This is a genomic window from Flavobacteriales bacterium, from assembly GCA_016700415.1.
Classification (GTDB): domain Bacteria; phylum Bacteroidota; class Bacteroidia; order Flavobacteriales_F; family PHOS-HE28; genus PHOS-HE28.
In genome coordinates this window covers 3,518,529-3,527,975 of sequence record CP065018.1, presented here as the reverse complement: position 1 = coordinate 3,527,975, position 9,447 = coordinate 3,518,529, and the positions used below count along the sequence as shown (strand labels likewise).

18 protein-coding genes are annotated in these 9,447 nt (G+C 59.2%); all 18 read right to left on the bottom strand.

Going from position 1 to position 9,447, the window contains the following annotated elements; genetic code table 11:
* Positions 1-34: 34 nt before the first annotated feature.
* The 18 genes from IPP95_14770 to rplN all read right to left on the bottom strand — a co-directional run bounded on the left by IPP95_14770 (position 35) and on the right by rplN (position 9,430).
* Positions 35-1,060, bottom strand: a complete 1,026-nt coding sequence (locus tag IPP95_14770; GenBank protein ID QQS72413.1) for a DNA-directed RNA polymerase subunit alpha — start codon at positions 1,058-1,060, stop codon at positions 35-37.
* A 27-nt stretch (positions 1,061-1,087) separates the two neighbouring features.
* Positions 1,088-1,696 (bottom strand): 30S ribosomal protein S4, encoded by a 609-nt coding sequence (gene rpsD, locus IPP95_14765; GenBank protein QQS72412.1) that lies wholly within the window; start codon positions 1,694-1,696, stop codon positions 1,088-1,090.
* A 135-nt stretch (positions 1,697-1,831) separates the two neighbouring features.
* Positions 1,832-2,239: a 30S ribosomal protein S11 gene (rpsK, locus tag IPP95_14760; GenBank protein ID QQS72411.1), complete on the bottom strand. Its 408-nt coding sequence runs from the start codon at positions 2,237-2,239 to the stop codon at positions 1,832-1,834.
* A 44-nt stretch (positions 2,240-2,283) separates the two neighbouring features.
* Positions 2,284-2,661 carry a 30S ribosomal protein S13 gene (rpsM, locus tag IPP95_14755; protein ID QQS72410.1) on the bottom strand — a complete coding sequence of 126 codons (378 nt, stop codon included), beginning with the start codon at positions 2,659-2,661 and terminating at the stop codon, positions 2,284-2,286.
* Between the two features lie 13 nt (positions 2,662-2,674).
* Positions 2,675-2,791: a 50S ribosomal protein L36 gene (gene rpmJ, locus IPP95_14750; protein QQS72409.1), complete on the bottom strand. Its 117-nt coding sequence runs from the start codon at positions 2,789-2,791 to the stop codon at positions 2,675-2,677.
* A 25-nt stretch (positions 2,792-2,816) separates the two neighbouring features.
* Positions 2,817-3,038 (bottom strand): translation initiation factor IF-1, encoded by a 222-nt coding sequence (gene infA / locus IPP95_14745; GenBank protein QQS72408.1) that lies wholly within the window; start codon positions 3,036-3,038, stop codon positions 2,817-2,819.
* 69 nt (positions 3,039-3,107) lie between these two features.
* Positions 3,108-3,908, bottom strand: a complete 801-nt coding sequence (map, locus tag IPP95_14740) for a type I methionyl aminopeptidase (GenBank protein ID QQS72407.1) — start codon at positions 3,906-3,908, stop codon at positions 3,108-3,110.
* Position 3,909: 1 nt separating this feature from the next.
* A complete protein-coding gene (secY, locus tag IPP95_14735; GenBank protein QQS72406.1) occupies positions 3,910-5,238 on the bottom strand; it encodes a preprotein translocase subunit SecY in 1,329 nt (442 codons plus the stop codon).
* Positions 5,235-5,696, bottom strand: coding sequence for a 50S ribosomal protein L15 (gene rplO / locus IPP95_14730; protein ID QQS72405.1), 462 nt, complete (start codon positions 5,694-5,696; stop codon positions 5,235-5,237). Before rplO ends, secY begins: the two co-directional genes overlap by 4 nt.
* Positions 5,697-5,716: 20 nt before the next feature.
* On the bottom strand, positions 5,717-5,896 hold the full coding sequence (rpmD, locus tag IPP95_14725; protein ID QQS72404.1) for a 50S ribosomal protein L30: 180 nt from the start codon (positions 5,894-5,896) through the stop codon (positions 5,717-5,719).
* Between the two features lie 4 nt (positions 5,897-5,900).
* Positions 5,901-6,419 carry a 30S ribosomal protein S5 gene (gene rpsE, locus IPP95_14720; protein ID QQS72403.1) on the bottom strand — a complete coding sequence of 173 codons (519 nt, stop codon included), beginning with the start codon at positions 6,417-6,419 and terminating at the stop codon, positions 5,901-5,903.
* Between the two features lie 16 nt (positions 6,420-6,435).
* On the bottom strand, positions 6,436-6,789 hold the full coding sequence (locus IPP95_14715; protein ID QQS72402.1) for a 50S ribosomal protein L18: 354 nt from the start codon (positions 6,787-6,789) through the stop codon (positions 6,436-6,438).
* An 8-nt stretch (positions 6,790-6,797) separates the two neighbouring features.
* Positions 6,798-7,352 carry a 50S ribosomal protein L6 gene (gene rplF, locus IPP95_14710; protein ID QQS72401.1) on the bottom strand — a complete coding sequence of 185 codons (555 nt, stop codon included), beginning with the start codon at positions 7,350-7,352 and terminating at the stop codon, positions 6,798-6,800.
* Positions 7,353-7,366: 14 nt separating this feature from the next.
* Positions 7,367-7,762 (bottom strand): 30S ribosomal protein S8, encoded by a 396-nt coding sequence (gene rpsH / locus IPP95_14705; protein ID QQS72400.1) that lies wholly within the window; start codon positions 7,760-7,762, stop codon positions 7,367-7,369.
* A 70-nt stretch (positions 7,763-7,832) separates the two neighbouring features.
* Positions 7,833-8,102 carry a 30S ribosomal protein S14 gene (gene rpsN / locus IPP95_14700; protein QQS72399.1) on the bottom strand — a complete coding sequence of 90 codons (270 nt, stop codon included), beginning with the start codon at positions 8,100-8,102 and terminating at the stop codon, positions 7,833-7,835.
* 38 nt (positions 8,103-8,140) lie between these two features.
* Positions 8,141-8,692, bottom strand: coding sequence for a 50S ribosomal protein L5 (gene rplE / locus IPP95_14695; protein ID QQS72398.1), 552 nt, complete (start codon positions 8,690-8,692; stop codon positions 8,141-8,143).
* Positions 8,692-9,021, bottom strand: a complete 330-nt coding sequence (gene rplX, locus IPP95_14690) for a 50S ribosomal protein L24 (protein ID QQS72397.1) — start codon at positions 9,019-9,021, stop codon at positions 8,692-8,694. Before rplX ends, rplE begins: the two co-directional genes overlap by 1 nt.
* 40 nt (positions 9,022-9,061) lie before the next feature.
* Positions 9,062-9,430: a 50S ribosomal protein L14 gene (gene rplN, locus IPP95_14685; protein QQS72396.1), complete on the bottom strand. Its 369-nt coding sequence runs from the start codon at positions 9,428-9,430 to the stop codon at positions 9,062-9,064.
* Between the last annotated feature and the right edge of the window lie 17 nt (positions 9,431-9,447).

Genomic DNA, 9,447 nt, shown 5'->3' with positions numbered 1-9,447 from the left:
CGGATAAGGGCGCGAGATCTCGCGCCCTTACCACCTAGTCGCGGTCCAGTTTGTATTTACCGGTGTTCATCCCGAAGGTGAGCCCCTTGTTCTCCACCAGGTCCTCCAGTTCAGTGAGGCTCTTCTTGCCGAAGTTCCGGAACTTCAAGAGGTCGTTCTTGTTGTAGCTCACCAGATCACCGAGGGTCTCGATGTCCGCAGCTTTCAAGCAGTTCAGGGCACGGACGCTGAGATCCATGTCCACCAGCTTGCTCTTCAGCAGTTGGCGCATGTGCATCCCGTTCTCGTCCAGGTCGTCGACCTCGCTGGAGGCGGCGGTCATTTCGCCCACGATGCCGGAGCGGTCCTCCATCTCCAAGGTGATACGCTCGTCGCTGAACAACATGAAGTGGTGGATCAGGATCTTGGCAGCTTCCTGCAACGCGCTTTTCGGATCGATGCTGCCGTCCGTGGTCAGCTCGATGGTGAGCTTCTCGTAGTCCGTCTTCTGTTCCACGCGGGTGTTGTCCACGCTGTACTTCACGTTCTTGATGGGTGTGAAGATGGAATCGATGAAGATGGTACCGATGGCCGCGCCCTCCACTTTGTTCTCCTCGGCGGGCACATAGCCGCGGCCCTTGCCGATGGTGAGTTCCACGTGCAGCTTCACGTTGTTCTCCATGCGGCAGATCACGAGCTCCGGGTTCAGCACTTGGAAACCGGTGGTGTGCTTGCCGATGTCGGCGGCGGTGAAGCCGTCCTTACCGCCAACAGTGAAGTTGAATTTCTCGTTGTTCACGTCCTCAAGCTGGCGGCGGAAGCGTACCTGCTTGAGGTTGAGCACGATCTCGGTGACATCCTCGATGACGCCCTTGATGGTGCTGAACTCATGCTCGACACCGTCGATGCGCAGGCTGGTGATGGCGAAGCCTTCCAGGCTGCTGAGCAGGATGCGGCGGAGGGAGTTGCCGATGGTGATGCCATAGCCGGGCTCCAATGGACGGAACTCGAAAATTCCGTGCTTGTCGTCGGCTTCGATCATCGAGACCTTGTCAGGCCTTTGGAAATCTAGGATTGGCATGTGTTGCTCGGTCTGTTTGGGGGGTTCTTACTTGGAGTACAATTCGACGATCAGCTGCTCACGGATGTTCTCCGGGATCTGTGCCCGTTCGGGCATGGCGATCATCTTTCCGCTCATCGCGGCCGGGTTGAACTCCAGCCAGTCGAACCGGTTGGTGTTAGTGGAAAGGCTGTTGGTGATGGCCTCCAGGCTGCGGCTGCGCTCGCGCACGGCCACTTCATCTCCCGGGCGCAGCGTGTAGCTCGATATGTTCACCACCTCCTGATTCACCGTGATGTGGCCGTGGCCGACCAATTGGCGGGCGGCACGGCGCGTGGGGGCGATGCCCAAACGGAAGACCGTGTTGTCCAGACGAGCCTCGCACAGGCTCAGCAGGATCGCGCCGGTCACGCCCTTCTTGCTGGCCGCGGTGTGGAACATCTTGCGGAACTGGCGCTCGAGGATGCCATAGGTGTACTTGGCCTTCTGCTTTTCGTTCAGCTGAAGACTGTACTCGCTGTCCTTCTTGCGACGGCGGGCGGTGAGGCCATGCTGGCCGGGGGCATGGGGCTTGCGCTCCATCCATTTGTCGGGTCCGAAGATCGGCTCCTTGAATTTGCGGGCGATCCTGGTCTTGGGTCCTGTGTAACGTGCCATTTTCTCTTTTTTGGGTGCGGTCTGCGCACCGACAACGGAGTGCGTTCGTCGCCTCCTACGTTTGTTTTACTTGCTTCTGCTTTCTTGTGCTTACTCCTGCTTACGCAGCGTGTTCGGGTGATGCATGCATCGCCGTTACACACGGCGTTTCTTGGGTGGACGACAGCCGTTATGCGGCATGGGTGTCAGATCTAGGATCTCGGTGACCTCCACCCCGCTGTTGTGCAAGGCACGGATGGCGCTCTCGCGTCCACCTCCAGGTCCTTTCACGAATACCTTCACCTTGCGAAGGCCCATGTCGAACGCCTCACGGGCGGCTTCCTCCGCGCTCACCTGACCGGCATAGGGCGTGTTCTTCTTGCTTCCACGAAAGCCCATCTTCCCGGCGCTGGACCAGCTGATCACCTCGCCCTTGTTGTTCGTCAGGCTGATGATCAAGTTATTGAAGGTTGCACGGATGTGTGCCTGCCCGAAGGCCTCCACCACCACGTTCTTCTTCTTCTTTTTACCGGCGGCAGCGCCGCCCTTCTCTTGCTTTGCCATGTGTGTCTAGTGTTGGGGCGCGAGATCTCGTGCCCTTACCGGCTCTACTTGGTTACCTTCTTCTTGTTCGCGACCGTTTTACGCTTGCCCTTGCGGGTACGTGCGTTGGTGCGGGTGCGCTGGCCGCGGACCGGAAGCCCATTGCGGTGGCGTGTGCCCCGGTAGCTGTTGATGTCCACCAAGCGCTTGATGCTCAGCTGCACTTCACTGCGCAGTGCACCTTCCACCTTGATGTTCTCGTTGATCACCGTACGGATCTTCGCCTGGTCGTCGTCGGTCCAGTCGTTCACCTTGATGTCCGGGTCCACGCCGGCCTGTTCCAGGATGGAAAGGGCGCTGCTGCGGCCGATGCCGTAGATGTACGTGAGCCCGATGGCGCCACGTTTAGTTTTGGGGAGGTCGATGCCTGCGATACGTGCCATGCTCTTTCGGTTATCAGCCTTGACGCTGCTTGAACTTGGGGTTCTTCTTGTTGATGATGTACAGACGTCCCTTGCGGCGCACCAATTTGCAATCCACTGAACGTTTCTTGATCGAGGCCCTGATCTTCATTTGGGTCGGTGTGTTCTACTGTTCTTCACGTTTTGTACCGGAAGGTGATGCGGCCCTTGCTCAGATCGTAAGGGCTCATCTCCACCTTCACCTTGTCACCGGGAAGAATGCGGATATAGTGCATCCGCATTTTGCCCGAAATATGTGCCACGATAATATGGCCGTTCTCAAGTTCCACACGGAACATGGCATTGCTCAACGCCTCTTTGATGACGCCGTCCTGCTCTATGTTCCCTGCTCTGCTCATTCGCTTTCTTTCCTTTCCTTCTTTTTGTCGACCCGATAGGTCGACGCTACAATTCGTTCTCTGGCGCTTTCACGCCGTTGCCATTCCTCTTTCCTTCAGCACACTTTCGATGTGGCTGAATGTTGATAAGACCTCTGCTTTGCCGTTGCGGACGGCGATAGTGTGCTCGAAATGGGCGCTCGGTTTCCCGTCGCGGGTCACTACTGTCCAACCGTCGTCCAGTTGGCTCACGTCCTTCACGCCCATGTTCACCATCGGCTCGATAGCGATCACCATGCTCTCGTTCAGCTTGGCCCCATGGCCTCGCTTGCCGTAGTTCGGCACTTCCGGAGCTTCATGGAGCTTGCGGCCCACGCCGTGCCCCACCAGTTCCCGGACGATCCCGTACCCGTGCGCCTCCGCATGTTGCTGGATCGCGTAGCCGATATCGCCTGTCCGGTGGTTGGCCGTGGCCTGTTCGATCCCCAAGGCCAGGCATTCCTGCGTCACCCGCAGCAATGTCCGCACCTCCGGGGCCACATCGCCTACTTGAAAGGTGTAGGCGCTGTCACCGTAGAACTCGTTCATCAGCACGCCGCAGTCCACGCTGGCCACGTCACCGTCCTGCAACGCACGGTCGCCTGGCAATCCATGGACCACCTGCTCGTTCACACTGATCAGCAACGTGGACGGACAACCGTACAGGCCTTTGAAACCGGGTACGCCGCCATGGTCGCGGATGAACTCCTCCGCCATTTGGTCGAGCGCCGCAGTGGTCACCCCGGGGGCGATCATGCGGGCCACTTCGGCCAAGGTCTTACCAACAAGCAAAGAACTCTCTCTCACCAACGCGATCTCCTCCTCACTCAATCTGTTCACCGACTTCGTCATTTCAACCGGCCATACCGAAGGCGGAACTCGTCCTCCCTTTGATCCGCCCAGATTTCATAAGTCCGTCGTAGTGTCTCATCAACAAATGGCTCTCGACCTGCTGTAACGTGTCCAACAACACGCCCACCATGATCAACAGGGATGTCCCGCCGAAGAACTGCGCAAAGCCCTGCTTCACGCCGGCCATCACCGCGAAAGCCGGGATGATCGCAACAAGGCCCAAGAAGATGGACCCCGGCAAGGTGATGCGGCTCAACAGATCGTCGATGTAGCCCGCGGTCTGCTTGCCCGGCTTGATGCCAGGCACGAAGCCGCCGTTGCGGCGCAGATCGTCCGACAATTGGTTCGGGTTCACCGTAATGGCCGTGTAGAAGTAGGTGAAAGCCACCACCATGAGGAACAGCGTGAAATTGTACGCAAAGCTCTCATAGCGGGTGAAGTGCAACAACCACGCGGGAGGGTTGCCATTGAAGATGGGCAGCTGGGAGATGTACATCGGCACCAGCACGATGGCCTGCGCGAAGATGATGGGCATCACGCCCGCCGCGTTCACTTTCAAAGGGATGTAGTTGCGCACCCCGCCGTACTGCTTATTGCCCTGGACGCGCTTGGCGAATTGCACCGGTATCCGGCGCGTGCCTTGCACAAGCATGACGTTGCAGGCGATGATGGCCAACCAGATCACGATCTCCAAGAGTATCACCACCATTCCGCCACCACCGGTGGTGCGGCCGATGAGTTCTTGCAGGAACGATTCCGGAAGACGTGCCAAAATGCCGATCATGATGATCAAGGATACCCCATTGCCCAACCCGCGTTCCGTAATTCGCTCACCGAGCCACATTACGAACAAGGTGCCCACCGTGAGGATGATGACACTGGTCACCATCCAGAACTGTCCTTCGGGCCGTGCGCCCGCATCCACATAGGTGAGCAAGTAACCAGGTGCTTGGAAAACACAGATGATGATGGTGATGTAGCGGGTCCACTGGTTGACCTTACGGCGTCCGCTCTCCTCCTTCTGCATTTTCTGCACCATGGGCACCGCGATACCCGCGAGCTGCATGATGATGCTCGCGCTGATGTATGGCATCACGCCCAAGGCGAAGATGCTTGCCCGCGTGAAGGCCCCGCCTGTGAAGATGCTCAACAAGTCCACTAGGCCGGAACCGGCACCCGAACCGCTGCCAAGGCGGGAACTGTCCACTCCGGGAAGAGCGATAAAGCTTCCGATCCGGTAGACCAGCAACAGGCCCAGCGTGATGAGGATGCGGTTCCGCAGCTCCTCGATCCGCCAAATGTTCTTGACCGTTTCGATGAAATTCTTCATCCGCGCGTATCCACTATCTCGGTTTTTCCTCCCTTCGCCTCAATGGCGGCCTTCGCCGTTGCACTGAAGGCGTGGGCTTTTACTTCGATGGCGCCTTTCAACTCGCCACGGCCCAAGATCTTCACCAGGTCATTGCGCGAAACGAGGCCGTTCTTGCGCATGGTCGCGATGTCGATGGACTTTACGCCCGTCTTATCGGCCATGGCCTGGATGGCGTCCAAGTTGATGCCCTTGTACTCCACGCGCGTGGGGTTCGTAAAGCCGAACTTGGGCAGGCGACGCACCAAAGGGGTCTGGCCGCCTTCGAAGCCGCGGCGCCGGTTGTAGCCGGTATCCGCTTTCTGGCCCTTGTGGCCCTTGCCGCTGGTGCCACCATAGCCGCTGCCTTGGCCGCGGCCGATGCGCTTGTCCTTTTTCACCGCACCTTCGGCGGGCTTCAATTTGCTCAGGTCCTCCATCGCTCTTTCTTGTTTAGGCCTTAGGCCTCGGTCACGTTCACCAAGTGCTGCACTTTGGATACCATGCCGCGCACCTGAGGGGTTCCTTCCACTTCGTTCTTCTTGCCGATACGGCCCAAGCCCAGTGCTAAAAGGGTGTCCTTCTGACGCTTTGGGCACTTGATCTGGCTGCCGGTCTGGGTGATGATGATCTTGCTCATGATCTTATCCGTTGAAAACCTTGTCCAATTCGATACCGCGTTGACGGGCCACTGCTGCCGCGTCGCGGAGGCTTGCGAGCGCAAGGATCGTCGCTTTCACCACGTTCTGCGGGTTGCTGGACCCTTTGCTCTTGGCCAGCACGTCGGTGATGCCCGCCGATTCCAGAACTGCGCGCATGGAACCTCCGGCGATCACGCCCGTACCGTTGGCAGCGGGCTTTAGGAGCACCTGCGCACCAGCGTAGCGGCCCTCCTGCACATGCGGGATGGTACCATTGCGGAGCGGGATCTTCACGAGGTTCTTCTTCGCGTCGTCGATACCCTTGGCAATTGCCTCCTGCACCTCTTTGGATTTTCCAAGGCCGTGGCCGACCACACCGTTCCCGTCGCCCACCACCACGATGGCAGCAAAGGTGAAGGTGCGTCCCCCTTTGGTCACTTTGGTCACCCGGTTGAGGTGTACCACCGTGTCCTTCAGCTCAAGGTCGCTGCTCTTAACCGTTTTGGAATTGAAGTCTGACATGCTGCGTGTATGGGGTTCAGAAATTGAGACCGGCTTCGCGGGCGGCGTCGGCCAACGCCTTCACTCGTCCATGATACAGGTAACCATTGCGGTCGAAGACGACCTTCTCGATACCGGCCGCCTTGGCCTTCTCGCCGATCGACTTGCCTACGATCTTGGCCTGTTCGGTGCCGGGCGCTTTGTGGGCGCTCTTGTCCTTCAGGCTGCCGGCGCTCGCCAAGGTACGGCCCTGTTCGTCGTCGATCAACTGTGCATAGATCTCCGAATTGCTGCGGAAAACAGTGAGGCGCGGACGTTCGGAGGTGCCCCGGACGGTGTTGCGGATGCTGGTCTTGATGCGTGCGCGGCGCGCGGTCTTGCTGAATGCCATGGTCGATGTTATTTGCCTGCGGCTTTACCGGCCTTGCGGCGGATGTTCTCACCTACGAAACGAACGCCCTTGCCTTTGTAAGGTTCCGGCTTGCGCAGGCTGCGGATCTTGGCCGCAACTGCGCCCAACACCTGCTTGTCAATGCTTTCCATCGTCACGATGGGGTTCTTTCCTTTCTCCTGCACGGCGGTCACCGAGATCTCCGAGGGGAGCTCGAACACGACGTTGTGGGAGAAGCCGAGGGACAACTGCAACTGCTGGCCCTTCGCGGTGGCGCGGTAACCCACGCCCACCAGTTCCTGCTGTGTCTTGAAGCCCTTGGTCACGCCCTCCACCATATTGGCCACCAAGGCCCTGTAAAGGCCATGCATGGAACGATGGTGCTTGAGGTCCGTGGGGCGGCTGAAGGTCAGCACACCGGCCTCCTGGGTCACTTTGATCGCCGGGTCCAAGGTCTGGGTCAGGCTGCCCTTGGGGCCCTTCACCGTCACGACGTTCTTGTCGCTGATGCCCACTTCCACCCCTGCGGGGATCTGGATCGGTTCTTTTCCTATGCGGCTCATGGTCTGGTCTTTCTTTAGCTGACGTAGCAGATCACCTCCCCGCCCACGCCGAGCGTGCGCGCTTCCTTGTCGGTGATCACACCTTTGCTGGTGCTGATGATGGCCACGCCCAGGCCGTTGAGAACGCGGGGCAACTTGGTCGCGTCCGTGTACTGGCGCAGTCCGGGGCTGCTTACGCGCTTCAGCTCCTGGATGGCGCTGCGGCGGTCGGGGCCGTACTTCAAAGCGATCTTGATCAGGCCCTGCTTACCATCCTCCTCCGTCTTGTAGCTGAGGATGTATCCTTTGTCGTACAGGATGCGGGTGATGTCCTTCTTCAGGCCGCTGGCAGGGATCTCCACCACTTTCTTGCGCGCCATGATGGCGTTCCGCAAGCGGGTGAGGTAGTCGGCGATGGGATCTGTTGTCATTTTCTTTTCGTTGGGGCGCGAGATCTCGCGCCCTTACTTTCCGGCGCTATCTCTCACGATGGGGTCTGTCTTACCAGCTGCTCTTGGTTACGCCCGGGATCTTGCCGTCCAAGGCCATGTTGCGGAACACGTTGCGGCTGATGCCGAAGAGCCGGATGTAGCCCTTTGGACGGCCGGTAAGCTGACAGCGATTGTGCATGCGCACTTTGCTGCTGTTGGCGGGAAGCTTCTGCAAGCCGTCCCAATCGCCCGCAGCTTTCAGCGCGGCACGCTTGGCGGCGTACTTCTCCACCATCTTGGCGCGCTTACGCTCGCGGGCCTTCATTGATTCTTTTGCCATTGTCTTTCAGTTTGGGCGATGCACGCATCGCCCGTACACTATTTGGTGAAGGGGAACCCGAACGCTGCCATGAGGGCTTTGGCCTCCGCGTCGGTCTTCGCGGTGGTCACTATGGTGATGTCCATGCCTTGGATCCTGGGGGTCTTGTCGATGTCGATCTCCGGGAAGATGATCTGCTCCTTCACGCCGAAGGTGAAGTTGCCGCGACCGTCGAAGCCGGAGGCCTTCACCCCGCGGAAGTCACGTGTCCGGGGAAGGGCCACCGCGATCAACCGGTCCAGGAAGTCGTACATTTTCGCACCGCGCAAGGTGACGCGTGCCCCGATAGGCATGCCCTTACGAAGTTTGAAGTTGCTGATGTCCTTGCGCGAGATCGTCGCTTGGGCACGCTGACCGGTGATCAGGGTCATCTCCTCCACGGCATTGTCCACGATCTTCTTGTCACCAACGGCGATCCCAAGACCTTGGTTCACCGCGATCTTAACGATGCGCGGCACCTGCATGGGGCTCTTGTAGTTGAACTCCTTCAGCAGGCCGGGAACGACCTCATTCTTGTACTTCGCCCGGAGGCGGGGTGCGTAAGTGCTCATCACTTCTTCGCGGTTTTCTTGTTCTTCACTTTCACGAAGCGTTCCAGCTTCCCGTCCTTTCCTTCCTTACGGCCTACGCGACCCGGCTCACCGGTCTTCGCGTCGATCAGCATCAGGTTGCTGATGTGGATGGGCCCCTCCTTCTCCACGATGCCTCCCTGGGGAGTGGCCGTGGTGGGCTTGCTGTGCTTTTTATTGATGCGCAGGCCTTCCACCAGCGCGGTGCCGTGGCTGCGGTCAACATCGAGCACGCGGCCCTGCTTGGCGCGGTCCTCGCCGGCGAGCACCTTTACCATGTCGCCTTTCTTGATGTGTGTCTTCTGTTGCATCTGTTGGGGCGATGCATTCATCGCCCTTGCGTTTCTGATACTAGAGTACTTCCGGTGCCAGTGAGATGATCTTCATGAACTTCTTCTCGCGCAGCTCGCGGGCCACGGGGCCGAAGATGCGGGTGCCCCGCATTTCGCCGCCGGCGTCCAGCAGCACTACCGCGTTGTCATCGAAGCGGATGTAGCTGCCGTCCTTGCGGCGCGTCTCCTTACGGGTGCGCACCACCACGGCCTTGCTCACGGTCCCCTTCTTGGCACCGCTGTTCGGCAGCGCGTTCTTGATGGTGACCACCACGGTGTCCCCGATGCGGGCATAGCGGCGCGCGGTGCCGCCAAGCACGCGGATCACGAGCACTTCGCGGGCTCCGCTATTATCGGCCACTGAAAGCCGGGATTCCTGTTGGATCATGGTTCTGCTCGGTCTTA

Excerpts from the sequence above, each read along its gene's own strand:
- IPP95_14770 (QQS72413.1), bottom strand. The coding sequence starts at position 1,060 with ATGCCAATCCTAGATTTCCAAAGGCCTGACAAGGTCTCGATGATCGAA.
- rpsD (QQS72412.1), bottom strand. The coding sequence starts at position 1,696 with ATGGCACGTTACACAGGACCCAAGACCAGGATCGCCCGCAAATTCAAG.
- rpsK (QQS72411.1), bottom strand. The coding sequence starts at position 2,239 with ATGGCAAAGCAAGAGAAGGGCGGCGCTGCCGCCGGTAAAAAGAAGAAG.
- rpsM (QQS72410.1), bottom strand. The coding sequence starts at position 2,661 with ATGGCACGTATCGCAGGCATCGACCTCCCCAAAACTAAACGTGGCGCC.
- rpmJ (QQS72409.1), bottom strand. The coding sequence starts at position 2,791 with ATGAAGATCAGGGCCTCGATCAAGAAACGTTCAGTGGATTGCAAATTG.
- infA (QQS72408.1), bottom strand. The coding sequence starts at position 3,038 with ATGAGCAGAGCAGGGAACATAGAGCAGGACGGCGTCATCAAAGAGGCG.
- map (QQS72407.1), bottom strand. The coding sequence starts at position 3,908 with ATGACGAAGTCGGTGAACAGATTGAGTGAGGAGGAGATCGCGTTGGTG.
- secY (QQS72406.1), bottom strand. The coding sequence starts at position 5,238 with ATGAAGAATTTCATCGAAACGGTCAAGAACATTTGGCGGATCGAGGAG.
- rplO (QQS72405.1), bottom strand. The coding sequence starts at position 5,696 with ATGGAGGACCTGAGCAAATTGAAGCCCGCCGAAGGTGCGGTGAAAAAG.
- rpmD (QQS72404.1), bottom strand. The coding sequence starts at position 5,896 with ATGAGCAAGATCATCATCACCCAGACCGGCAGCCAGATCAAGTGCCCA.
- rpsE (QQS72403.1), bottom strand. The coding sequence starts at position 6,419 with ATGTCAGACTTCAATTCCAAAACGGTTAAGAGCAGCGACCTTGAGCTG.
- IPP95_14715 (QQS72402.1), bottom strand. The coding sequence starts at position 6,789 with ATGGCATTCAGCAAGACCGCGCGCCGCGCACGCATCAAGACCAGCATC.
- rplF (QQS72401.1), bottom strand. The coding sequence starts at position 7,352 with ATGAGCCGCATAGGAAAAGAACCGATCCAGATCCCCGCAGGGGTGGAA.
- rpsH (QQS72400.1), bottom strand. The coding sequence starts at position 7,762 with ATGACAACAGATCCCATCGCCGACTACCTCACCCGCTTGCGGAACGCC.
- rpsN (QQS72399.1), bottom strand. The coding sequence starts at position 8,102 with ATGGCAAAAGAATCAATGAAGGCCCGCGAGCGTAAGCGCGCCAAGATG.
- rplE (QQS72398.1), bottom strand. The coding sequence starts at position 8,692 with ATGAGCACTTACGCACCCCGCCTCCGGGCGAAGTACAAGAATGAGGTC.
- rplX (QQS72397.1), bottom strand. The coding sequence starts at position 9,021 with ATGCAACAGAAGACACACATCAAGAAAGGCGACATGGTAAAGGTGCTC.
- rplN (QQS72396.1), bottom strand. The coding sequence starts at position 9,430 with ATGATCCAACAGGAATCCCGGCTTTCAGTGGCCGATAATAGCGGAGCC.